Annotated in this window: 21 protein-coding genes; 13 read left to right on the top strand and 8 right to left on the bottom strand. The window is 72.7% G+C overall.

Annotated features, from left to right (window positions below):
• Positions 1-222 precede the first annotated feature (222 nt).
• The 3 genes from J2X63_RS09800 to J2X63_RS09790 form a co-directional block, all read right to left on the bottom strand.
• On the bottom strand, positions 223-2,490 hold the full coding sequence (locus J2X63_RS09800; protein WP_309976555.1) for a family 43 glycosylhydrolase: 2,268 nt from the start codon (positions 2,488-2,490) through the stop codon (positions 223-225).
• Positions 2,491-2,678: 188 nt separating this feature from the next.
• Positions 2,679-4,982 (bottom strand): DEAD/DEAH box helicase, encoded by a 2,304-nt coding sequence (locus J2X63_RS09795; RefSeq protein WP_309976553.1) that lies wholly within the window; start codon positions 4,980-4,982, stop codon positions 2,679-2,681.
• Positions 4,983-5,263: 281 nt separating this feature from the next.
• Positions 5,264-5,992 carry a hypothetical protein gene (locus J2X63_RS09790; protein ID WP_309976551.1) on the bottom strand — a complete coding sequence of 243 codons (729 nt, stop codon included), beginning with the start codon at positions 5,990-5,992 and terminating at the stop codon, positions 5,264-5,266.
• Between the two features lie 165 nt (positions 5,993-6,157).
• Between J2X63_RS09790 and J2X63_RS09785 the strand changes: the two genes are divergently transcribed.
• The 6 genes from J2X63_RS09785 (at position 6,158) to J2X63_RS09760 (ending at position 12,547) form a co-directional block, all read left to right on the top strand.
• Complete coding sequence (locus J2X63_RS09785) at positions 6,158-7,171, top strand: alpha/beta hydrolase (protein ID WP_309976549.1); 1,014 nt, start codon at positions 6,158-6,160, stop codon at positions 7,169-7,171.
• A gap of 77 nt (positions 7,172-7,248) precedes the next feature.
• On the top strand, positions 7,249-8,280 hold the full coding sequence (locus J2X63_RS09780; protein WP_309976548.1) for a YihY/virulence factor BrkB family protein: 1,032 nt from the start codon (positions 7,249-7,251) through the stop codon (positions 8,278-8,280).
• 91 nt (positions 8,281-8,371) lie between these two features.
• A complete protein-coding gene (locus J2X63_RS09775; RefSeq protein ID WP_309976546.1) occupies positions 8,372-9,664 on the top strand; it encodes a sensor histidine kinase in 1,293 nt (430 codons plus the stop codon).
• Positions 9,661-10,332, top strand: coding sequence for a response regulator transcription factor (locus J2X63_RS09770; protein WP_309976544.1), 672 nt, complete (start codon positions 9,661-9,663; stop codon positions 10,330-10,332). Before J2X63_RS09775 ends, J2X63_RS09770 begins: the two co-directional genes overlap by 4 nt.
• Positions 10,333-10,480: 148 nt before the next feature.
• Positions 10,481-11,875, top strand: a complete 1,395-nt coding sequence (locus J2X63_RS09765; protein WP_309976542.1) for an acyltransferase — start codon at positions 10,481-10,483, stop codon at positions 11,873-11,875.
• A 72-nt stretch (positions 11,876-11,947) separates the two neighbouring features.
• A complete protein-coding gene (locus J2X63_RS09760) occupies positions 11,948-12,547 on the top strand; it encodes an antibiotic biosynthesis monooxygenase (RefSeq protein WP_309976540.1) in 600 nt (199 codons plus the stop codon).
• A 9-nt stretch (positions 12,548-12,556) separates the two neighbouring features.
• Here J2X63_RS09760 and J2X63_RS09755 read toward each other — a convergent pair whose 3' ends face one another.
• Complete coding sequence (locus tag J2X63_RS09755) at positions 12,557-13,348, bottom strand: IclR family transcriptional regulator (RefSeq protein ID WP_309976538.1); 792 nt, start codon at positions 13,346-13,348, stop codon at positions 12,557-12,559.
• A gap of 90 nt (positions 13,349-13,438) precedes the next feature.
• Between J2X63_RS09755 and hutH the strand changes: the two genes are divergently transcribed.
• From hutH to hutI, 4 genes are all read left to right on the top strand, one after another.
• On the top strand, positions 13,439-15,013 hold the full coding sequence (gene hutH, locus J2X63_RS09750; protein WP_309976536.1) for a histidine ammonia-lyase: 1,575 nt from the start codon (positions 13,439-13,441) through the stop codon (positions 15,011-15,013).
• Between the two features lie 140 nt (positions 15,014-15,153).
• Positions 15,154-16,680, top strand: a complete 1,527-nt coding sequence (locus J2X63_RS09745) for a peptidoglycan DD-metalloendopeptidase family protein (RefSeq protein WP_309976535.1) — start codon at positions 15,154-15,156, stop codon at positions 16,678-16,680.
• A gap of 88 nt (positions 16,681-16,768) precedes the next feature.
• Positions 16,769-18,490 (top strand): urocanate hydratase, encoded by a 1,722-nt coding sequence (locus J2X63_RS09740; protein WP_309976533.1) that lies wholly within the window; start codon positions 16,769-16,771, stop codon positions 18,488-18,490.
• The gene (gene hutI, locus J2X63_RS09735; protein ID WP_309976531.1) at positions 18,487-19,758 is read left to right on the top strand and encodes an imidazolonepropionase; all 1,272 of its coding nucleotides are present in this window, start codon (positions 18,487-18,489) and stop codon (positions 19,756-19,758) included. Before J2X63_RS09740 ends, hutI begins: the two co-directional genes overlap by 4 nt.
• 61 nt (positions 19,759-19,819) lie before the next feature.
• Here the strand turns inward: hutI and J2X63_RS09730 are convergent, their stop codons facing one another.
• The 4 genes from J2X63_RS09730 to J2X63_RS09715 form a co-directional block, all read right to left on the bottom strand.
• Positions 19,820-20,116 (bottom strand): DUF503 domain-containing protein, encoded by a 297-nt coding sequence (locus J2X63_RS09730; RefSeq protein ID WP_309976529.1) that lies wholly within the window; start codon positions 20,114-20,116, stop codon positions 19,820-19,822.
• A 44-nt stretch (positions 20,117-20,160) separates the two neighbouring features.
• A complete protein-coding gene (locus J2X63_RS09725) occupies positions 20,161-20,418 on the bottom strand; it encodes a DUF6510 family protein (RefSeq protein ID WP_309976527.1) in 258 nt (85 codons plus the stop codon).
• A complete protein-coding gene (locus tag J2X63_RS09720) occupies positions 20,418-21,158 on the bottom strand; it encodes an FAD-binding oxidoreductase (RefSeq protein ID WP_396133150.1) in 741 nt (246 codons plus the stop codon). Before J2X63_RS09720 ends, J2X63_RS09725 begins: the two co-directional genes overlap by 1 nt.
• 86 nt (positions 21,159-21,244) lie before the next feature.
• Positions 21,245-21,835, bottom strand: a complete 591-nt coding sequence (locus tag J2X63_RS09715) for a sulfite oxidase-like oxidoreductase (RefSeq protein WP_309976523.1) — start codon at positions 21,833-21,835, stop codon at positions 21,245-21,247.
• Between the two features lie 129 nt (positions 21,836-21,964).
• Between J2X63_RS09715 and moaA the strand changes: the two genes are divergently transcribed.
• From moaA to J2X63_RS09700, 3 genes are all read left to right on the top strand, one after another.
• A complete protein-coding gene (moaA, locus tag J2X63_RS09710) occupies positions 21,965-23,032 on the top strand; it encodes a GTP 3',8-cyclase MoaA (protein WP_309976521.1) in 1,068 nt (355 codons plus the stop codon).
• Entirely contained in the window at positions 23,025-23,285 is a 261-nt protein-coding gene (locus J2X63_RS09705; protein WP_309976518.1) for a MoaD/ThiS family protein, read from the top strand. The genes moaA and J2X63_RS09705 overlap by 8 nt, the downstream gene beginning before the upstream one ends.
• Positions 23,286-23,354: 69 nt before the next feature.
• On the top strand, positions 23,355-23,948 hold the full coding sequence (locus tag J2X63_RS09700; RefSeq protein WP_309976516.1) for a dihydrofolate reductase family protein: 594 nt from the start codon (positions 23,355-23,357) through the stop codon (positions 23,946-23,948).
• The last annotated feature ends 13 nt before the right edge of the window (positions 23,949-23,961 follow it).

The raw sequence follows: 23,961 nt of genomic DNA, 5'->3' as shown, positions 1-23,961 counted from the left end.
TCGGATCGAACGCCGCGCCTCCCAGCGTAGGCGGGAGGCCGGCCGACGTTCCGGTCGGAATTCCCGACCGACCGTTCAGGAAGTAATTATGGCATGCGACTCGGAAGGGACGCTACGCTCCGGCACGGCGTCGCACCGGCCGTGGGCGCCCCACGGCTCGCAGCATCGAGTGCGGCACCGGGAGCGCCCACGACATCCTCAGTGACGGATCCGGCCGGGGCGTCAGCCGCAGGACCTGGCCGCGTACGGTGCATCCACCGTCTGCGTGACGGTCGAGCCGCCGACGAGGCCGGTGACCGTGGCGCTGACCGATCCGGCCGGGATCCGAGCCTTGCGCGTGGCGAAGTCGTACGTGCCGTTCGCGCCGGGAGCGATCGAGGCGAGCCGCTTCGTGCCGTAGGCGGACTCGAAGGTCACCGCGACGGGCACCTGGGCGGCGTTGCGGAGCGCGGCCGTGAGGACGACCCGCTTGGCGACGCAGCGCGTGCTCGCGGTGATCTCGACCTCGAGGGCGGGCACCGCGATCTCGTCGGCCGTGACGATCAGCCAGCTCAGCTGCACATCGGGGCCGCGCGTGGGGCTCAGCGACACCTCGATGCGCCCGTCGGCACCGACCGCGATCGCGGAGTACGCCGCCGTCTGGTTGCCGGCCTCGTAGTCGTGGTCGGCCTCGACGACGGCGCCGTTGACGGCGACCCTCGCGCCGCGGTCGGCCCACTGCGCCCAGGGATCGGAGTACCCGGCGTACACCGTGTACCTCCCCGGCTCGAGCCCGTCGAAGCGGTAGGTGAGCGCAGCGCCGCCCGTCGCGTACCGCAGCGTCGAGAACATCGTGCCGCTCTCGGTGCCCGCCGAGGCGCTTGCGTCCCCCAGGTACCCCCAGGTCGCGTGCGTGGTCGGGTCGACGCCGTACTGCTGGTCGGGTCGACTGTTGCGAACCGGCGACTCGGCGGATGCCGCATCGACGAGTGCGGTCCAGTCGGCGGTTCGCTGCCCGCCCGCGTTGACGGCGTATCGCACGCCGTCGGGCACGACGACGACCGTGCGGGTGAAGGTGCGACCGCCGAATCCGGGGAGGGTGCCCGTCACGGTCACGATCCCGGGCTGGTCGAAGGAGCCGTCCGCGGCCCATTGGACCGGCTGCGACGTCGACACGCCGTTCTGGGTCACCGTCACGGTCGGCACGTCGAAGGCCTCGCCGATCCGGATCGTCGCGGGCACGCCGGTGACGTCCCATGCGGCCCACTGATCGAGCTCGTCGAGTGTCCACTCGTCCCAGATCTCGACCGAGAGCGTGTCGCCGCCCTCGCCCATGTTCAGGGGGAGCCACACCATCTGCGCGTTCTTCAGGTCGGTGCCGCCGTTCCACCGGTCGCCCATGTAGATGTACTTCCCGTGCTCGCGATCGACGGGGATGACCGAGGACGGCTGCGAGTTCCACGAGTCGGCCTGCGCCCACCACGGGAACGGGTCTCCGATCTCGGTCCAGTCGCCCATGAGGTCGGTCGCCGACGCGTACCTCGTCGGGTTCGGCGCCCAGCCGCTCGTGCCCGAGGTGAGCAGGAAGTAGCGCTCGTCGTGCTTGAAGAGGGCCGGCGCCTCGCGCGACCAGCCGACGAAGATGCGGTTGAAGTCCACGCCCTCGACGGCCTCATCGGCCGGGGTCGCGAGGTCGGTGTACTCGTCGTTGAGCTTCGAGATGAACATGGTCCCGTTGCCTTCGCTCGAGTAGATGATGTAGCCGGTGCCGTCGTCGTCGACGAAGAGGTTCATGTCGCGCGCCATGCCCGGAGTGTCCCAGCCGTCAGGCGAGGAGTTCAGGTAGAAGCTGTCGATGTAGCGGAACGGCCCGAAGGGGGAGTCCGCGATCGCCACGCCGGCCTTCGCCTTCGCGTACTGCGCGCTCGAGGTCTCGCTCGGTCCGTCCATGTGCGCCCACATGACCCATTTGCCGGTGCGCTCGTTGTAGATCACCTTCGGCCGCTCGATGATCGGCGGCGTCACACCCGACACCGGCGTGGTGCCGAGGTCGCGATAGACGGCGTCCTTCTGCGCCTGGGTGTAGTCGCCGTAGAGCGCCTGGAAGTACGGCTCCTCGAACTGCGCCGTCGAGGAGAGCGCACGCAGCGCGACACCCTGATCGGTCCAGTTGTACAGGTCGTACGAGCTGTAGACGTGCACGCCGGGCGACGAGTGGTACCCGTTCGTGCGGTCCTCGCCGTAGAGGTAGTAGACGGTGCGGCCCTGGTCGTCGGTCGACGGCACGACCTGACCGCCGTGCGCCTGGATCACGTTGCCGTCCGTGTCGAGCCATTCCTGCCCAGGACGGAAGCTCGTGGAGGTGGAGGTGGACGTGGCGGTAGCGGTGAGCACCGCGCCCGGCGCAGATGCGGAGGCGGCGAGCGGCATGAACTGCAGGGAACCTGCCACGGCGGCTGCGGTGGCGACCGCCACCGCGACGGCACGAAGGCGTGATTTCAGTTGGGACACCGTTGTCTCTTTCGATCAGGAATGTTGACGTCAACACTCAGATGTTGACGTCAACATAGCGAATGCGTCCCGCACTGTCGAGAGCCTTCCTCGAATCTGCCGAAGGTAAACGTTGCAGATCCGGCGAGACGGAAAACGGGCCCGCACCGTCACCGATGCGGGCCCGTTCGATCCGGGAAGCAGATGCCTCAGACGGCCGCGTTCCCATCGTCGTCGGATGCGACGGCGTGCACCTCCGCGTCGGCGTCGACCTCGGCCACGAACTCGACCGACTCGCCCCAGACGTCGTCGCCGAGCGCGACGCGCTCGAAGTCGACGTCGATCTCGGCGCGACCGAGGAGGTCGGTCATGCGACGCTGGCGGTTGCCGGGGATGAGCGTGACGACGCGACCCTCCTTGCCGGCGCGGCCCGTGCGGCCCGAGCGGTGGAGGTACGTCTTGTACTCGTCGGGCGCGTCGGCCTGGATCACGAGGTCGATGTCGTCGACGTGGATGCCGCGGGCCGCGACATCCGTCGCCACCAGCACGTTGACCCGGCCGCTCGTGAGCTGCTGCAGGTTGCGCGTGCGGCGCGACTGGTTCAGGTCGCCGTGGAGGGCGACGGCGCGGATGCCGTAGTCCTCGAGGTGCTCGGTGAGGTCTTCGGCGAAGGCGCGGGTGCGCGAGAACACGAGGGTCTTGCCCTCGCGGTTGGCGAGCTGGGCGACCATGTCGCGCTTCTCGCGGTTCTCGATGATGAACACGCGGTGCTCGATCGTCGACGAGGCCTGGTCTTCGCCGGCGACCTCGTGCACGGCCGGCTCGACGAGGAACTCGTCGACGAGCGTCGCGACGCCCTTGTCGAGGGTGGCCGAGAAGAGCAGCTTCTGGCCGCCCTGGGCCGTGCGGCGGAGGATCCGCTGCACCGGCTCGAGGAAGCCGAGGTCGCACATGTGGTCGGCCTCGTCGATGACGGTGACGACGACCTCGGACAGGTCGAGTCGACGCTGCTCGATGAGGTCCTCGATGCGGCCCGGCGTGCCGATGACGATGTCGACGCCGCGCTGGAGGGCGCCCACCTGGCGGGCCTGGGGCACGCCGCCGTAGATCTGCGTGGTGAAGAGGCCGACGCTCTGCGCGATCGGCTGCACCGTACGGTCGATCTGCAGGGCGAGCTCACGGGTCGGCGCGAGGATCAGGGCGCGGGGCTTGCGACCCATCTGGCGCTTGCCGCCGGCCTTGCCCGACTCCGCCCAGAGGGTCATGAGGCGCTCGACGGTGGGGGCACCGAAGGCGATCGTCTTGCCCGAGCCGGTCTTGCCGCGGCCGAGGACGTCGCGGCCCTCGAGCACGGCGGGGATCGTCGCGGCCTGGATGGGGAACGGCGACTCGGCGCCGAGCTCCGCGAGCACGCGGACGACGTTGGCGCCCAGGCCGAGGTCGGCGAACGTCACGCCGTCGACCTCGGTCGCCTGGATGGCGTCGGCCTCGAGGCGCTCGAGCACGACGTCATCGTTCGGCGAGAAGCGGTGACCCTGCTCCTTGGCCGGGTAGAAGCTCGACTCGCGGCGACCGGAGTCCTTGAAGCCGGGGCGGTCGACGTCGCGGCGGGGCGCGCGGTCGTCGCGGTCGTATGACCGAGCCGGACGGTCACTGCGATCGAACGAGCGGGCAGGACGCGCGTCGCGGTCGAACGAACGTGCGGGGCGGTCGTCGCGGTCGCGGCGAGGCGCACGGTCGTCACGATCGAACGAACGAGCAGGACGGGCATCACGGTCGAACGAGCGAGCCGGGCGCGCGTCGCGGTCGAACGAACGCGCGGGGCGGTCGTCGCGGTCGCGGCGAGGCGCACGGTCGTCACGATCGAAGGAACGCGCCGGGCGCGCGTCACGGTCGAACGAGCGAGCCGGACGGTCGTTGCGGTCGAACTCGCGACGGGGCGCGCGGTCGTCGCGATCGAACGAACGAGCAGGACGGGCATCACGGTCGAACGAACGAGCAGGACGGGCATCACGGTCGAACGAGCGAGCGGGGCGCGCATCGCGGTCGAACGAACGGGGAGCGCGGTCGTCACGGCGAGGCGCGCGGTCGTCACGGTCGAACGAACGGGCCGGACGGTCCTCGCGGTAGTGCGAGCGAGCCGGGCGGTCGTTGCGGTCGAACTCGCGGCGGGGGGCACGGTCGTCGCGATCGAACGAGCGGGCCGGACGTGCGTCGCGGTCGTCGCGGCGGGGGGCGCGGTCGTCGCGCTCGAACGAACGGGGGGCGCGCTCGTCGCGGCCGTCGCGCACCGAACGGTGGGGGGCGCGGCCGGTGGCGACGCGCTCGTCGCGCGACCAGCGCTCCTTGCGGGGGGCGTCCTCTTCGGGGCGGTAGCCGCGGTGGCCCGCGCTGCGCGAGCCGGGCTTGGCCGATCCGGCGCGCGCCGGGCCGCCCTTGGAGCCGCCCTTCGCGTACGAGGGATCGAAGTTCTTGGCCGGTCGTCCGCCGGCGGGCTTCTTGTTCTTGGGCATGGGTGACACTTCCTGGGTTGTACTGAAGTACATGGCAGGCCCGCCGGGCGCACGAAGCGCGCAGCAGGTCTGAGAACCCGGAACATCGTCGACCGGGGCCGTTCACATACGGTGACTATCCGAGGGCCGTTCGCCTCGAAACCGGCCCTTTGGACTCACAAACCCATCCGCGCACCGCGCGGTGTCCAGAACCGACTCGGCAACGATACCGGAAATCGGCTGGGAAAGCGCCGAGCGGCACCCGCGATGTCGGATGCCGCTCGGTCACGTCGTTCCGCGAATCAGCCCTCGGGCGCGGGAGTCGGCTCCGCCGTCGGCTGCGGCGTGGCCGGCGGGTACACCAGCGTCCACGCGTCCTCGCCGCACTGGTAGAACGAGACCGGCGCGGTCGAGGTGTCGATGTAGATGTCTCCAGGGGCCGTGCAGGCGTCGGCTTCCGGCTCGCCCTGTCCGAGCAGGATCTGCGTCCCGGGCGCACCGGGCGCACCAGCCTCGCCCTGCGCGCCGGTCGCGCCGGTGGCCCCGGTCTCACCGGTGGCGCCCGTGGCCCCCGTCGCACCGGTGAGGTTCTCGGCCGCGGACGTGCGGATGTTGCCGACGAGCGTCCACTCGCCGTCTTGGAAGAGGTACACGTCGGAGTTGGAGATGTCGATGTAGACGTCGCCCTCATAGCCCTTGCCCTCAGCGGGCACGCCGGTGCCCGCGCGCACGGCCGATCCGGCGGGGAGGATCTCCTTGATCGCCTCCTCGTAGGCGGCCTCGTCGAGCTGCGCCTCGGTCGCCGTGGGCGTGGGCGCGGCCTCCACCGTGTCGTTCGACCTGGCGAGCGAGGCGCCGAGGAACGAGGCGAGGAAGGACAGCAGCACGATCGCGACACCGACGCCGATGAGGAAGCCGCGGCTCACCCCCGACGAGCGCTTCGGCTCGGCGGCGGGAGCGGTCTGAGCGGCGGAGGCCCCTGCCGGTGGCGGCGTGGAGGGGTTCGGCGTGGTCTGCGGGTCGTCGGTCATGTGGAGCCCCCTCGCGTTCTCGCGCTCCGGGTCGGACCGTCGATGAGCGGACCCCAGGCACGTCGCGCCCAGCGTAGTGAGCGGCCCGGAGGCCGACGCCACGCAGACTGCATGAAATCGCGAAGGTGAGATAGCATCACTGCACCCCTGAACCCGGAGCCCGGTGTGACCTCGACCCGAATCGCAGGCGGTCGAGGCATCCGCTCCAGGCGGGCAGCCGCGGCCGCGCTGGCCGCCATCGCGGCCATCGTCGGCGTGGGAGCGCTCTCCGGGTTCCACACGCAGCTGCGTGAGATCGACCCGACGGGTCCGGATGCCGCGAGCGAGGTGGGCAGCGCCGACATCATCGGCATCCGCACCTTCACGCCGCCCGCCGGCATCGACGTGCAGGCCGATCTCGAGTACGGCACCCGCGAGGACGGCACCCTGCTGACGCTCGACGTGTGCAGCCCCGCGCCCGACGCGCTCGTGGCCACGCGCCCGGCGGTCGTCTCGATCCACGGCGGCAGCTGGGCCCGCGGCGACAAGGCCAACGCCGACTGGCGGAACGTGTGCGTGTGGCTTGCGAGCGAGGGCTTCGTCGCGGCATCCGTCAACTACCGGCTCGTGCCCGACGCGCGCTTCCCCGCCGCGATCGACGACGTGGCGCTCGCAGTCGAGTGGCTCCGCGCGCCAGCGCAGGCGGAGCGGTTCGGCATCGACCCGGCGCGCATCGGCGCGTTCGGCGGGTCGGCGGGCGGCAACCTCGCGGCACTGCTCGGCACGACCGGCGAGGGGCCGCTCGACGAGGGGTCGCGGGTCGCGGCGGTCGCGGAGCTGTCGGGCCCGGTCGGGCTCTCGGCGGCAGAGCTCGCGGCCGACGGCGGGTCGGCGTGGCTCAGCGGCATCGTGGGCGAGTACCTCGGCTGCGAGCCGGGCGCGGGCCTCGATGCGTGCCCGCAGCAGGCGGAGGCCTCGCCGGCGAACCGGGTCGACCCGACCGATCCGCCGTTCTTCATCGGTCACGCCCAGCAGGAGATCGTGCCGCTCGCTCAGTCGCAACGGTTCGCCGACACCCTCGACGCAGCAGGCGTGCCCGTGCGGCTCGAGGTGGTGCCGGGCGCCAACCATTCCATCGGCATCCTCGACGACGCGCTTCGCCCCCGCGTCGCGGCGTTCCTGCACGCGTATCTCGGCTGACCCGCCCCGGCAACCCCTGTCCGCCCCACCGCGCCCGCCCGTAGGCTCGCATGGGCCGGTCCACCAGGGAGGACATCATGTCCGACGACTCACCAGTGCAGCTCTCGACGGGCGACTGGCGCGTCATCCTGATTCGCACGTGGCATTCGTTCCGGATCAGCCAGGCCTATGACATCGCGGGCACGCTGACGTACTACGGCGTGCTCTCGATCTTCCCCGCGCTCCTCGCGACGCTGGCCGCGGTCGGGGTGTTCGGGAGCGCCGAGGCCGGCGCCAAGAACGTGCTGCAGGTGGTCGAGGACCTCGGCGGCAGCGAGTTCGCCGGCGCGATGCAGGAGCCCCTGGCGGGGCTGGTGGATGCCTCCCACGCGACCCTCGCCTTCATCACCGGCATCGTCGCGCTGCTCTGGGCGGCGTCGGGGTACCTCGGGTCGTTCGGCCGTGCCATGAACCGCATCTACGGCGTGGAGGAGGGCCGGCCGTTCTGGGAGATGCGGCCGGCGATGGTGGGCACCTCGGCCGTGGTCGTCGTCCTCGTCGCGATCGCCGCCGTCGGACTGGTGCTCACCGGACCGGTCGCCGAGTCGGTCGCGCACGTGTTCGGCCTCGACGTGGGCGTCGTCTTCTGGTGGGACCTGCTGAAGCTACCCGTGCTCGCCGGCATCGGCATCGTCGTGATGGCGCTGCTGTACTGGGCGACCCCCAACGTGCGCCGACGCCACTTCCGCTGGTTCAGCGTCGGTGCGGTCGCCGCGCTCCTGACCTGGGTGCTCGCCACCACGCTCTTCGGCGTGTACGTCTTCGGGCTCGGGCAGTACGAACGCACCTACGGGGTCGTCGGCGGCGTGATCGCCTTCCTGCTCTGGCTCTGGATGTCGAACCTCGCGATGCTGTTCGGCGCGGTGCTCGACACCGAGGTGGAGCGAGCCCGCCAGTTGCGCGCCGGCGTGATCGCCGAGGAGCACGTGCAGCTCCCGCTGCGCGACGACCGGCTCATCGCCACGAACCGCGAGCAGCTCGCCCGGGACATCCGGGCCTCGGCGGCGATGCGGCCTCCGACGGCCGTCGACGGACTCGTGCCGTCGGCCGAGGAGTCGCAGCGGGGCTGAGGGGCGCCTGACCCCCTACCGATGTACGGGGTGGGATTCGCTCCGGCGAGGGATGCCATGGCCCCGCTCGCCGTGACAGGCTGCTGGCACCATGGACGACACCCAGCATCCTGCCGCACCTCCGATCGCACCCGATCCGCCGCACGCCGCGGGCCGGGCGACCGTGGGGTGGGCGCTCGCCGACGACCGGCGCCTGCGCGCCTGGCTCTGGCTCGCCACGTGCGTGCTGGCCGTGCTGCTCCTCGCCGTCTCGGTGCCGCTCGCCGCCACTCTCTACGGCGTGCACCTGCTCGCCGCCTTCGCGACGAGCCTCGCGCTGTCGGCCGCGATCCCGCTCGCCGTGCGCTTCCACTGGGTGGCGGCCGCACTCGCGACGGCCGGCATCCTCGCCTTCGCCGTGCTGTCCGCCCCGTCGGATGGTGCCCCGTGGCCGTGGCCGGTCACGACGATCATCGGGCAGTTCGCACTGCTCCTCGTGCTCGGGCTCATGCGCGTGAGCTGGGCCGGCATGTTCGGCGTCTGGCTCGCCGGCGTGGTGGTCACGGTGCCGTTCGCCTTCGTCGATGTGGGCGCGGCAGCGAATGAGATCGCCGCGGCCGCGATCACCGCGGTCGCCCTGCCGATCGCGCTGCTCATCACGCAGCGCAGGGTCGTCACCGCGGAGCTCTTCCGCGAGCGGGCGCACTCGGCCTCCGAGCAGGAGCGGCGGGTGCTCGTGGAGGAACGCAACCGCATCGCCCGCGAGCTCCACGACGTGGTCGCCCATGGCCTGTCGATCATCCACGTGCAGGCGACGAGCGCGCCGTACCGCGTCGAGGGGCTGAGCGATGAGGCGAAGGCGGAGTTCGCCGAGATCGCGGCATCCGCTCGAAGCGCCATGACCGAGATGCGCCAGCTCCTCGGCGTACTGCGCAGCGCGGAGGCGGCTCCGGAGACCACCCCGCAGCCCGGCCTCGGCGAACTCGCCGCGCTCGCGGCATCCGTCGATCGCGCCGGTGTCCCCGTGACGCTCGAGCTCGGCGAGCACCTACCGCAGGACGGCCTCGCGTCGACCGCGGCGTATCGCATCGTGCAGGAGGCCCTGAGCAACGTGGTGCGCCATGCGCCCGGGGCGACCGCGCACGTCGGCGTGGAGGTGCTCGCGGGCGACCTCGTCGTCTCGGTCGAGAACGATCCGGCCCCGGGCCCACCGGATGCCGCGGGGTCGGATGCCTCGGGGTCGGATGCCGCGGCGCCCGACTCCGTCGGCAGCGGCCACGGGCTCGTCGGCATCGGTGAGCGCGCCACCCTGCTCGGCGGGCGTGCCGAGCACGGGTCGCTCCCGGGCGGCGGCTATCGTGTGCTCGCGACCCTGCCGCTCGGCGCGGACGGAGGAACGGCGTGACGATCTCGGTGCTCATCGCCGACGACCAGGCGATGGTGCGCGCCGGGTTCGCGGCCGTCCTCGCCGCACAACCGGGGATCGAGGTCGTCGGACAGGCCGCCGACGGCGCCGAGGCCGTCGCACTCGCCCGCGAGCTGCGCCCCGACGTCGTCGTGATGGACGTGCGGATGCCGCAGCTGAACGGCATCGAGGCGACGCGCGCGCTGCAGACGCCGCCGCGAAGCAGCGACTACGTGCCGCGCGTGCTGATGCTGACGACGTTCGACATCGACGAGTACGTGTACGAGGCGCTCCGGGCGGGTGCGAGCGGCTTCCTGCTCAAGGACGCCATGCCCGAGGAGCTCGTGGCCGGCGTGCGGATCGTCGCGGGCGGCGACGCGCTGCTCGCGCCCAGCGTGACCCGCCGGCTCATCGAGGACTTCGCCCGGTCTGCGCCCGCACCCAAGCCGTCGGGCAACCGGCTCGCCCAGCTCACCGACCGGGAGCGCGAAGTGCTCACGCTCGTCGGTCGCGGCATGTCGAACTCCGAGATCGCGTCGGCCCTGTTCATCGCCCAGCAGACCGTGAAGACGCACGTCTCGAAGATCCTCCAGAAGCTCGGCCTGCGTGACCGGGTGCACGCCGTCGTGCTCGCGTACGACACCGGCCTGGTGCAGCCCGGCGCATAGCGCCCCCGCGCCGCACGGCACCGCGCCGCACGCGCCCGGCCCCTACGCCGGTAGGGGTGCGAGACGGCTCTGCCGGGTGATGTCCCGCTCATCGCCGCGTCCCTAACCTGCCCCGCGAGGGCGGACGGGCCGCCCGGGATGGGGCACCATGACCGACACGATCGAGCGCCGCGCTGCGGCATCCGCGCCGCCCGCGGCATCCGCTGCACGAATCGCCAGGGGCACGCGGGTCGCCCGCGACCCGAGCGTCGACGCCATCCGCATCGTGCTGCTCGTGGCGGTGTTCCTCCTGCACGCGATGATGTGCGGCGTCAGCGTGGGCGCGGCCGGCCCGGTGCTCGAGAACGCGCTCGAGGGCCAGGCGTGGTTCGGCCCGGTGAGCTGGGTCGTGCAGATCATGCCGCTGTTCTTCATCGCGGGCGGGTTCTCGAGCTTCCACCACTGGCGCTCGATGCGGGCGGGGGGCGCGACGCCTGCCGACTACGTGCGCTCCCGGCTCGAGCGGCTCGTGCGTCCGGCGGTCGCGCTCGTCGTGGTGGTGTCCGCAGCGCTCGCCGGGCTGGCGATCGCCGGCCTGCCCGCCGACCTCGTCGCGACGGCCGGGTACCGCATCGGACAGCCGCTCTGGTTCCTCGGCGTGTACGTCGCGATCTCCGCGCTCGTCCCCACGATGCTGCGCGCCCACGAGCGTGCGCGGATCCTCACGCCGCTGGCACTCCTCGCGGCGGTCGTCGCCGTCGACATCGTGCGGATGGCGACCGGCGTCGAGGCGATCGGCTTCGCCAACCTCCTGCTCGTGTGGCTCCTCGTGCAGCAGCTCGGCTTCCGCCTGGCCGACGGCACGCTCGACGGGTTCGCTCCGGGCACGCTGCTCACGGTCGCGGGTGGCGCCCTGGCCGCCCTCGTGGCGCTCACCGTTGCCGGCCCCTACCCCGTCGACATGCTCGTGAACCTCAACCCGCCCACCGTGTGCCTGGTCGTGCTGGGCGTGGCGCAGCTCGCGCTCTTCCAGGTCGCCCGCCCACGCATCGCGGCATGGGTCGAGCGAGCGGATGCCTCGCGGCTCATCTCGTCCGTCGGCGAACGCGCCATGACGGTCTACCTCTGGCACCTGCCCGTGCTCGTCGCGCTGGCGGGCCTCAGCCTCGTGGCGAACGCCGCGATCGGGCTGCCGCTGCCCGAGCCGCTCAGCCTGGAGTGGTGGGCGACCCGCCCGCTGTGGCTGGGCGTGGCGGCGGCCGCCGTCGTGCCGGTGGCGCTGGTGTTCGGGCCGTTCGAGCGACCCCGGGCTCGCAGGCAGGTCGTCGGCCGGCGCGAGGCATCCGGTCGTGCCGCCGAGTCATCCGTCACCTCGTGGACCGCCGCGGTCGACACGCTGTGCGGGGTCGCGGGCGTCGCCGTGGTGCTCGTGGTGGGCTTCGCGCCGCTTCCGGCCGCGGTCGCCCTGGTGCTGCTCATCGTCGCGCTCGCCGGCAGCGGGCGCATCACCGCGGCGGCCCTGCGGACCCGCACGCGCGCTCGGGCACGGGTGGACGTGGCCTGAGGAGCGGGAGCCCGCGGCATCCGTTACGGCTCGGAAACCCCGATGCGGCGGGAGATGCGGTGGGATGGGTGCATGGCCACTGATCCGATCACCGTGTCGATCCGGCGCGAGGTCGACCCCGCGCACATCGCGGAGGCGACCGCGTGGGTGCAGACCGGGGTGAACCTCGCGAACAAGTACCCCGGCTTCCTCGGCTCCGGCTGGGTGCGCGCGGGCGAGCGCTCGCAGGTGTGGCACATGCTCTACCGCTTCGCGAGCGAGGAGACCCTCGAGGCGTGGGAGCGGTCGAGCGAGCGCAGCTGGTGGCTGTCGATGGGCGAGGGCTTCGTGAAGTCGGAGCGAAGCCGGCGGCGCACGGGCATCGAGGGCTGGTTCGACGAGCCGGCGACCGGCTCGGTGCCCGCGGCGGATGCCACGACCGGCGCCGAGGCCGACCTCGAGCTGCCGCCCGCCCCGCCGCGCTGGAAGCAGGCGGTCACCATCTGGCTCGGCTTCTTCCCGGTGAACCTCGTGTTCACGCTGCTCGTCACCGCGTTCGTGCCGGGCTGGAACGAGCTCGCCGTGGTGTGGAAGGTGCTCGCGACGACGCTCGTGCTCACGCCGATCATGACGTACTGGGTGCTCCCCTTCGTCACGCGGACGTTGCGGAGCTGGCTCGCGCCGCACGCCTGAGGCCGCGGCCTACCTCACGCCGCGGATGCGCCGCGAGAGCGTCGACGCCGCCTCCCGCACGGCCTCGACCGCGCGCTCCTGCAGCTCGGGCGCCGCATCGTCGGGGAAGGTCACGGCGATGGCGGCGGCCGGCCATCCGAGGTGGTCGACGACGGCGGCCCCCGCCGAGGCGAGGCCGGTGGTGACCTCGCCGTCCTCGTCGGCCCAGCCGCGCGTGCGCACGTCGGCCAGCACGCGCTTCAGCCGACCGTAGCTCCAGTCGGCGGCATCCGATTCGGCCCCCTCGCCCTGCGGATGCCGCGACGCGAAGGCCGCCCGGTCGGGATAGAGCGCGCGCAGCTGCGCCGGCGGCAGCTCGGCGAGCATCGCCCGGCCGGTCGCCGTGAGGTGCGCTGGCAGGCGCACGCCCACGTCGGTGACCAGCGACGGACGGCGCGGCGCGCGCTCCTCGACGAGGTAGAGCACGTCACGTCCGTGCAGCACGGCCAGGTGGCCCGACTCCCCCAGGCGGTCGACGAGCGTCGCCACGAGCGGGCGGCCGAGCCGCGCGAGGGGCTGCTGGCGGCTGAACCCGCTCGAGAGCTCGAAGGCCGCGATGCCGAGCCCGTAGCGACGCTCCTCGGGCAGGTGCACGACGAAGCCGCGCTCCTGCATGACCGCGAGCAGGTGGTAGACCGTCGAGCGGGGCAGCGCGAGCGCGTGCGCGATCGTCGCCGCCGGCACCGGGCCCCGCTGTGCCGCGAGGTGCGCGAGGATCGCGAGCGTCTGGTCGGCCGCGGGCACCTTCGATGGCTCGGTCACGCGCCCAGCCTACGCGCGCGTCCGGGATCCCGGACGGATGCCGCGGCTGCGGCGTTCCCGCGCGCGCGGAGGCGGTGTGGAATCGGAGGCATGAGCACCATCGCGCCCACCCAGCCCACGGCCGTCGCGGCATCCGTCACCGTCGGCATCGGACCGCTCACGATCGACGAGGTCGTCGCCGTGGCCCGGCACGGAGCATCCGTCGTGCTCGACCCGGCCGCGCTCGACGGCGTCGCCGCGAGCCGCGCGATCGTGGAGGGCCTCGCCGCCGATCCCGAGCCGCACTACGGCATCTCGACCGGGTTCGGCGCGCTCGCCACGACCTTCATCGCGGAGGACCGCCGCGCCCAGCTGCAGGCGAGCCTCGTGCGCTCGCACGCCGCCGGCTCGGGCGCCGAGGTCGAGCGCGAGGTCGTGCGCGCGCTCATGCTGCTGCGCCTCTCCACCCTCATGACCGGCCGCACCGGCGTCCGCCGCGTGACCGCCGAGACCTACGCGGCGATTCTCAACGCGGGCATCACGCCCGTCGTGCGCGAGTACGGTTCACTCGGGTGCTCGGGCGACCTCGCGCCGCTGTCGCACTGCGCGCTCGTCGCGATGGGCGAGGGCGACGTGCGCGACGCGCACGGCGAGGCGACGGATGCCGCGAGCGCCCTGTCGGCCGCCGGCATCGCACCGCTCCGCCTCGCCGAGAAGGAGGGCCTCGCCCTCATCAACGGCACCGACGGCATGCTGGGGATGCTCGCCCTCGCGATCGACGACATGCGGATGCTGCTCACGACCGCCGACGTGGCCGCCGCGATGAGCGTCGAGGGGCTCATGGGCACCGACGCCGTGTTCGCCGCCGACCTGCACGCCCTGCGCCCGCAGCGCGGGCAGGCGGTGTCCGCGTCGAACCTCCGACGCCTGCTCGCGGGCTCGCCCATCGTCGCGAGCCACAAGGGCCCCGAGTGCACCCGGGTGCAGGACGCCTACTCGCTGCGCTGCGCGCCCCAGGTGCACGGTGCGGCCCGGGACACCCTCGCGCACGCGGCATCCGTCGCCGACGCCGAGCTCGCGAGCGCCGTCGACAACCCCGTGCTGACCCTCGACGGGCGCGTCGAGTCGAACGGCAACTTCCACGGCGCCCCGGTCGGGTACGTCCTCGACTTCCTCGCGATCGCGGTGGCGGACGTCGCGTCGATGAGCGAGCGTCGCACCGACCGGTTCCTCGACCGCGCCCGCAACCAGGGCCTGCCGCCCTTCCTCGCACACGAGGTCGGCGTGGACTCGGGCCTCATGATCGCGCAGTACACCGCGGCGGGCATCGTGTCCGAGCTGAAGCGGCTCGCCGTGCCGGCGTCCGTCGACTCGATCCCGTCGTCGGCGATGCAGGAGGACCACGTGTCGATGGGCTGGGCCGCCGCGCGCAAGCTGCGCCGCGCGATCGACGGGCTCACCCGGGTGCTGGCGATCGAGGTCATGACCGCCGCCCGTGGCCTGGCACTGCGTGCGCCGCTCGAGCCTGGCGCGGCCACCCGCGGCGTCGTGGCCCTGGCCGCCGAGGTCGGTGCAGTACCGGGCGCCGACCGCTTCCTCTCCCCCGAGATCGAGGCCCTCGCCGACCTCGTCGCCTCGGGTGCCGTGGTTGCGCGGGCGTCGGCGGCGACCGGCGCACTCGACTGAAACGTGCGAAAAGTTCTTGCGGGGTGATCAGGACGTCCCCCCGACTGGGGCAGGCACGAAGGGGCAGAACGGTTGTCTCCCCCACGCCTCGATGTCAGACTGGACCGCAGCGGCCTCGGCCGTGACCCGAACGGAACCACATGACGCAACGCTGCACGGACTTCGGCGAGGAACGCCCCTGGTATGCCCGGGGCGCACGCCGTGGTGGCGTCGCCCTCGCGGCGGCCACCGTCGTCGTCATGTTCGGCGCGTTCGGCGCGGCCCCCGCCTCCGCGGAGGAGATCCCCCCGGCCCAGACGTCCGACGCCACGTCGTCGGATGCCACGGCGACTGAGACGCCGGCGCCGACCCCTCCTGCCACCGACGAGGCCACCGACCCTCCGTCGACCGACGAGCCGAGCGACCCCGGGGCGACCGAGGAGCCCGCTCCGCCGACGGAGACGCCGACGCCCACTCCCGACCCGACGCCCACACCGACGCCCACTCCGGATCCGACGCCGACTCCCACGCCCGACCCGACGCCGACCCCCGATCCCACCGAGCCTCCGGCCACCGGCGACCCGACGCCGCCGCCCGGAACTCCGGCGCCAGGCACGGAGGCGCCCGCGCCCTCCGTCGGCTCGCCGCGCACGAGCTCCTCCTACCGCCCGACCACGCGAACCGTGTCGGCAGCGGCCCAGGCCCAGAACGCCGCACTGGTCGCCGCCCGCGCGGCGATCACGCAAGCCACGACGGAGCTGCGCGAGGCGGAGGCCGCCCTCGCCGACGCCCGTGCCACGCAAGAGGTGGCCCGCGCGATCGCGCAGCGCCTGCAGGACGTCGCCGACGCCGCCCAGCAGGATGTCGATGCGGCGAAGCGCGTCTACGTCGCCGCGGCACGCGGTGGCGGCAGCGCCACGCTCTCCTCGATGCCCGCGGCGTTCGGCGCGGGCCATGACCTCCTCGCCGGACTCGGCGGGTTCGCCCGGGTCGAGCAGATCTCCGGCGATGCCGAGAAGCTGCTCGCCATCGTCGAGAAGCGCACGGCCGAGGCCGAGACCGCGCAGGAGCGTGCCGACGCAGCCTGGACGGCCGTCGACGAGGTGCCGGTAGAAGCCCTCGAAGACGATGTGGCGAACGCCGAGCAGGCGCTCGCCGACGCTCGGCAGGACCTCGAGGACGTGCAGGCCAGGGCGGCTGAGGACAGCCGGGTCGCCGCCAGCAGCATCTCGCTCATCCAGTCGCTGCCGGCCGACGCCGGGCAGCTGAGCGACCAGGGCTGGGCGCTCCCCGTTGCCGGACGCATCACCGACGGCTTCGGCCTTCGCCCGGTCAAGCCGGTTCCCGGCGTCAACGACTTCCACCGCGGCACCGACCTCGCGGCCGCGTGCGAGACCCCGGTGTACGCGGCGACCGACGGCGTCGTGGCCGACGCCGCCCCGAACGGCAGCCTCGGCAACTGGATCCTCATCGACCACGGCTCGGGCGTCGCCACGGGCTACGGTCACCTGCTCGCGGGCGGCACGTTCGTGATGCCGGGCCAGACGGTCACCGCCGGCCAGCTGATCGGCGCGGTGGGCAGCACGGGCGCCTCGACGGGATGCCACCTCCACTTCGAGGTGCACCTCGACGGGGTCGCCGTCGACGCGGTCCCGTTCATGGCGGCCCGCGGCATCCCGCTCGGCTGACCCGGGCTCGCACCATTTGTCTGGCATCCCAGACGGGCACCCCGCGGCATCCGTTGTCGCCGGATGCCGCGTGCGATGAGATCGAGGCATGACCGACGCACCCACCGCAGCCATCACCGGCCCGCGCACCGTCCGCGCCGCGCGCGGCACCGAGCTGACCGCGAAGAGCTGGCAGACCGAGGCGCCCCTGCGCATGCTCATGAACAACCTCGACCCCGAGGTCGCCGAGCGCCCCGAGGACCTCATCGTCTACGGCGGCACGGGCAAGGCCGCCCGCAACTGGGAGTCGTTCGACGCGATCGTGCGCACCCTCGAGGACCTCGAGGCCGACGAGACGCTGCTCGTGCAGTCCGGGAAGCCCGTGGGCGTGTTCCGCACGCACGAGTGGGCACCGCGGGTGCTCATCGCCAACTCCAACCTCGTGGGCGACTGGGCGACGTGGCCCGAGTTCCGACGCCTCGAGCAGCTCGGCCTCACCATGTACGGCCAGATGACCGCCGGCTCGTGGATCTACATCGGCACGCAGGGCATCCTGCAGGGGACGTACGAGACCTTCGGCGCGATCGCCCGGGCTCTCGCCGCCCGCGAGGGCGGGCCATACGAGCGCAGTGCGGGCACCCTCGCCGGCACCCTGACGCTCACGGGTGGCTGCGGCGGCATGGGCGGCGCGCAGCCGCTCGCCGTCACCATGAACGGCGGCGCCGTGCTGATCGTCGACGTCGACGAGTCGCGCCTCCGGCGCCGTGTGGAACACGGCTACCTCGACGAGTACCACACCGACCTCGACCAGGCGATCGCCCGGGTGGTCGCGGCGAAGGACGCCGGCGAGGCTCGCTCCGTCGGCGTGGTCGGCAATGCCGCCCTGGTGTTCCCCGAGCTGCTGCTGCGTCATCGCGCCGGTGCGCTCGCCGTCGACATCGTGACCGACCAGACGAGCGCCCACGACCCGCTGTCGTACCTGCCCGTGGGGGTCCCCTTCGAAGACTGGCAGGCCGAGGCCGAGCGGGACCCCGAGGGGTTCACCGATCGCGCACGGGGGAGCATGGCCAAGCAGGTGGCCGCGATGGTCGGCTTCCAGGACGCGGGCGCCGAAGTGTTCGACTACGGCAACTCCATTCGCCGCGAGGCCGAGCTCGCCGGCTACGACCGCGCGTTCGAGTTCCCCGGCTTCGTGCCCGCCTACATCCGGCCGCTCTTCGCCGAGGGCAAGGGACCGTTCCGCTGGGCCGCGCTCTCGGGCGACCCGGCCGACATCGCCGCGACCGACCGCGCCATCCTCGAGCTCTTCCCCGAGGACGAGCACCTGCGCCGCTGGATCACTCAAGCCGGCGAGAAGGTGCACTTCGAGGGCTTGCCCGCGCGCATCTGCTGGCTCGGCTACCAGGAACGCCACCTCGCCGGCCTGAAGTTCAACGAGATGGTGGCCTCGGGCGAGCTGAGCGCTCCCGTCGTGATCGGCCGCGACCACCTCGACTCGGGCTCGGTGGCAAGTCCCTACCGCGAGACCGAGTCGATGGCCGACGGCTCCGACGCGATCGCCGACTGGCCGCTGCTGAACGCCATGCTCAACACGGCGTCGGGCGCGACCTGGGTCTCGATCCACCACGGCGGCGGCGTCGGCATCGGCCGCTCGATCCACGCCGGCCAGGTCGTCGTGGCCGACGGGACCGACCTCGCCGCCGAGAAGATCGCGCGCGTGCTCGTGAACGACCCGGGCACCGGCGTCATGCGTCACGTCGACGCGGGCTACGACCGCGCCGTCGAGGTCGCTCGCGAGCGCGGGCTGCGCGTGCCTATGCTCGACGCATGAGCGACGGCGCCGCAGCGACACGCATGCTGTTGACGGGCGTCGCCGAGCTCGTGACGAACGACCCGGCACCCGACCGCGACGGCGGACCGCTCGGCATCGTGCGCGACGCGGCCCTGCTCGTCGAGGACGGGCGCATCGCCTGGGTCGGCCGCGCCCTGCACGCGCAGGAGCATCTCACGGGCGGGGGTGGCCCCGCCGAGCGCGCCGACCGCCGCGAGGCCGAGGAGCACCGCACCCTCTGGGACGCCGACGTGGAGATCGTCGACGTCGGCGGCGGCGCGGTGATCCCCGGGTTCGTCGACAGCCACACGCACCTCGTGTTCGGTGCCGACCGGGCCCAGGAGTTCGCCGCGCGCATGGCGGGGCAGCGCTACGAGGCGGGCGGCATCCGCTCGACCGTCGCCGCCACCCGTGCCGCGACCGACGACGAGCTGCGGGCGCGGCTCGCCGGCTTCGTGGCCGAGCTGCACGCCCAGGGCACGACCACGTTCGAGGTGAAGTCGGGCTACGGCCTCTCCGTCTCGTCCGAGGAGCGGATCGTGCGCCTCGCCCGCGAGGTCACCGACGAGGTCACCTTCCTCGGCGCGCACGTCGTGCCCGCGGAGTACGCCGACCGGCCCGAGGCGTACGTCGACCTCGTCGTCGGCGAGATGCTCGACGCCTGCGCGCCCCATTCGCGTTGGGTCGACGCGTTCTGCGAGCGCGGGGCGTTCACGCCCGAGCAGTCCCGGCGCGTCCTCGAGGCGGGCGCCGCCGCGGGCCTCGGCGTGCGGGTGCACGGCAATCAGCTCGGCGAGGGCGGCGGTGTGCAGCTCGCGGTCGAGCTCGGTGCGGCATCCGTCGACCACTGCACCTACCTGAGCGATGCGGATGTCGCAGCCCTCGCGGCATCGGACACGGTCGCGACGCTGCTGCCGGGGGTCGAGTTCTCGACCCGCCAGCCCTACCCCGACGCGCGCCGGCTCATCGACGCGGGCGTCACCGTCGCGCTCGCGAGCGACTGCAATCCGGGGTCGAGCTTCACGAGCTCGTTGCCGTTCTGCATCGCCGTCGCCGTGCGGGACATGGGAATGACCCCGGCCGAGGCGCTCTGGGCGTCGACCGCGGGCGGTGCGGCGGCGCTGCGACGCACGGATGTCGGGGCGATCCGCCCGGGCGTGCGCGCAGACCTCACCCTGCTCGACGCGCCGAGCCACGTGCACCTCGCCTACCGTCCGGGGGTGCCGCTCGTGGCGCGGGTGTGGAAGGACGGCGCGGCCGTCGCCTGAGCGTGCGCACTGCGTGTGGCCGGCGGCACCGCCGCGCGCCGCGGCATCCGCTCGCATCCGCTCAGTCGTCGTCGCTCTGCCGAAGCCGCCGACGCGCCGAGAGCAGCGTGATCTCGGGACGGCCCGCCACGAGCCGCTCGGCACGATCGAGCACCTCGGTCACCCGGTCGACGCCCGACGCGACCACGCCGACGCCGATCTCGGCGCGCCGGTGCAGGTCCTGGTCGCCGACCTCGGCGACGCTCGCCTCCGTCGTGCGGCGCAGGTCGGCGAGGATCGGGCGGACGATCGCTCGCTTCTCCTTCAGCGTGTGCACGTCACCGAGGAGCACGTCGAACTCGATCCAGCCGATCCACATCGGCGCACCTCCCTGAAGCGCACCCCGCGCAGCGGCGCGGCACCTCAGCCCCGCGGAACCTCGATCGCGCTCACGCCGCTGAAGCCGATCCAGGCGCGGTCGCCCGCCTCGACGAGCGTCGCGAGCACGTGGTCGCACGACCCGCAGCGCACCACCGTGCCCGCACCGCTGCGGTAGACCATGGCGCGGGCGAGCTCGGCGATCGTGCCGCAGCCGTTGCACCGGGCGGTCGCCATCGTGACGTCGAACGAGAAGAACTCGGCGAGCGGGCCGGCGAGGGCGTTGCCGTCGACGTGCTGCATCAGGTGCCTCCGTAACGCTCGGTGCGGATCGACCTCGGGTCGTGGCCGAGGCCCACGAGCCAGTCGGCGACGAGCTCGACGAACCCGGTCGAGCCGCAGACGTAGACCCGCGGATGCTCCGACGCGGGCAGCACCGCGGCCTCGAGCGCTTCGCGGGTGATGCGCCCCGGGGCAGCCCGCCAGCCGTCGGGCGCCCTGCGCGTATAGACGAAGTCGAGGTGGAGGGGCGCGGATGCCGCGGCGAGCGCGTCGAGCTCGTCCGCGAAGTACACGTCGTCGGGCGTGCGCACCGAATAGAGCAGGCGGAACGGGGTGGGGTCGCCGGCCTCGGCGTGCGCGTGCGCCATCGCGTAGAGGGGCACCACGCCGGAGCCGCCCGCGATGAGCTGCACCGGCCGGTCGTCGCCGGTCTCGGCGGCCGGTGCCCAGACGAAGAACGCACCGAGCGGGCCGTGCACCTCGAGCATGTCGCCGGCCCGCACCTCGTCGACGAGGTACGGCGAGACCTCACCGTCGGGCAGCTTGTCGACCGCGAGCACGACGCGCGTCGAGGAGCCCGATGAGGCGATCGAGTACGAGCGCGTCGCGGTGTAGCCGTCGGGCGCCGTGAGCCGCACGTCGAGGTGCTGCCCCGCCGCGTTGCCGGGCCAGCCGTCGACGTCGAGCTCGAGGCGCGAGGCGTTCGGCGTCTCACGGTGCACCGCGGCGACCGTGGCGGCGTGCCAGCCCGAGCGGGGCACCGCACGCAGGGCCGCGCTGAGCGCATCGGTCTGCGCCTGAGGCTGCCCCTGAGCCTGCGCCTGCGCGACGGGCGCCGTCGTGTCGCTCACCAGTAGCGCTCTTCCTTCCAGGGGTCGCCGTGGATGTGGTAGCCGTTCTGCTCCCAGAAGCCGGGCTCGTCCTGGTCCATCATGGTGAGCCCACGCACCCATTTGGCGCTCTTCCAGAAGTAGAGGTGCGGCACGAGCAGCCGCGCGGGGCCGCCGTGCTCGGGGTCGAGCGGTTCGCCGTCGAACTCGAACGCGACCCACGCCTTGCCGTCGAGCAGCTCGTCGAGCGGCACGTTGGTCGTGTACCCGCCGTAGCTGTGCGCCATGACGTACTCCTGCTCGGTCTCGATGTCCTCGAAGAGGGTGTCGAGCGAGACGCCGCGCCAGCTCGTGCCGAGCTTGGACCAGTGCGTGACGCAGTGGATGTCGGTGTCGACGTCGTCGATCTTCAGCGCCATGAACTCGTCCCAGTTCCAGCGGTGCACGCCCGACTCGGTGCGGATCGTGAACTCCCACTCGTCGGTGTCGACCTCTGGCGTCGGCCCGGCCGAGAGCACCGGGAAGTCGCTGACGAGGGTCTGGCCGGGTGGCAGGCGATCGTCGCGTTCGCGACTTCGCCCGCTGAACCCTCGAGTGATGAACGACATGACGTCTCCTCCCGACTCGTCAACGATAGTGATGACGGCATCCGCTGTCATCGTTCCAGGGCCATCGGGCGCGACATGATCAGCAGATCGACATCGGCGCGAAACGTGGAAGCGCCTAGTGTGGAGGGCATGGCCGCCCTCTCTCTCGGCATGCCGGCCGTGCGCCGGCCGCCTTCGGCTGCGCCCTCGATCGAGGGGCGTCCGGATGCCGCGGGGCTGGTCGATCGCTTCGGCCGCGTCGCGCACGACCTCCGGGTGTCGATCACCTCGGCCTGCTCGCTGCGCTGCACGTACTGCATGCCGGCCGAGGGCCTGCCGGTGATCCCCAAGGACGAACTGCTGTCGGCGCCCGAGATCGCCCGGCTCGTCGGCATCGCCGTGCACGACCTCGGCGTGCGCGAGGTGCGGTTCACGGGCGGCGAGCCGCTGACGCGGGCCGACCTCGTCGACATCATCGCGCTGAGCTCCGCCGCAGCGCCCGGTATCCCGCTCGCCCTCACCACGAACGGCATCGGGCTCGACCGCAAGGCGCAGGCGCTCAAGGACGCCGGGCTCACGCGCGTGAACGTGTCGCTCGACACCCTCGACCGCGAGCACTTCACGCGGCTCACCCGCCGTGACCGGCTTCCTCGCGTGCTCGACGGCATCGCCGCGGCGCACCGGGCGGGCCTCGGTCCCCTCAAGGTGAACGCGGTCGCGATGCGCGAGACCCTGCACGACGCGCCCGCCCTGCTCGCGTGGGCGGTCGAGCACGGCTGCCGCCTGCGCTTCATCGAGCAGATGCCGCTCGACGCCGACGAGCAGTGGAAGCGCGACAACATGGTCGACGCCGACGAGCTGCTCGAGGTGCTCGGCGAGCAGTTCGCCCTCGAGCCCGTCGCCCGCGAGGATCCCTCGTCGCCCGCGGAGGAGTGGTTGGTCGACGGCGGTCCCGCCACGGTCGGCATCATCGCCTCGGTGACCCGCTCGTTCTGCGCGGCGTGCGACCGCACGCGCCTCACGGCCGAGGGTTCGGTGCGCTCGTGCCTGTTCAGCGACGACGAGACCGACCTGCGCGGGATGCTGCGGGCCGGCGCGTCCGACGCCGAGCTCGCCGACCGGTGGCGCGCGGCGATGTGGGGCAAGCAGGCCGGTCACGGCATCGACGCCGCGGACTTCCACCGCCCGGTGCGGTCGATGGGCGGGATCGGTGGCTGACGTGGCATCCGTCACCGTGCGGTACTTCGCCGCTGCCGCCGAGGCCGCGGGCATCGAACAGGAGACCCTGGCGGCATCCGAGGCCGGCGCGACGGTCGGCGAGCTGCGCGAGCGCCTCGTGGAACGCTACGGACCGACGATGGCCCGGGTCGTGGCCAACGGGTCCTTCCTCGTGGATGGCATCGTGCGACGTGACGCCTCGGCCGCGCTGGGCTCGAACGTCGACGTGCTGCCGCCGTTCGCCGGCGGCTGATCGCACCCGCCGGCCACACGGCGCCGCTGACCCCTTCCGGCCGACGCGCGACGGCGCTACCGTGCCGGCATGGGCAACGTCATCGCGAACGCCTCCATGTCGCTCGACGGATTCGTCGCGTTCGAGGACGACACCATCGGCGACCTCTTCGAGTGGTACGACAACGGCGAGGTCGAGATCGTGACCGAGGGCGAGCTGCCGCCGTTCCACGTCACGCCGGCGAGCGCCGACTACTGGCGGTCGTGGGTCGACTCGATCGGCGCCCTGGTGGTCGGCCGGGAGCTGTTCGACGTCACCGACGGCTGGCACGGGAAGCATCCGATCGGGACTCCCGTCGTGGTGCTCACGCACGAGCCGCCGCTCGACTGGTCGTACCCGGGCTCCGAGGACTTCCACTTCGTCACCGAGGGCATCGTCGCCGCCGTGACACGCGCGAAGGAGATCGCGGGGGACCGCGACGTCGCGCTCGCGGCCGGCACGATCGCCGGGCAGGCGCTCGACGCCGGACTCGTGGATGAGGTGGCCATCGACCTCGTGCCGGTCGTGATGGGATCGGGCAAGCGGTACTTCGGCGACGCGGGCCCGGCGCGGCTCGGCGACCCGACGGCCGTCGTGCAGGGCCGGCGCGTGCTGCACCTGCGGTACCCGGTCGAGCGCGGCTGAGTGCTTCGGCCGG

Source organism: Agromyces sp. 3263 (genome assembly GCF_031456545.1).
Classification (GTDB): Bacteria; Actinomycetota; Actinomycetes; order Actinomycetales; family Microbacteriaceae; genus Agromyces.
Note: the sequence above shows the minus strand (reverse complement) of the source record. Positions and strands in the feature narration are given on the sequence as shown.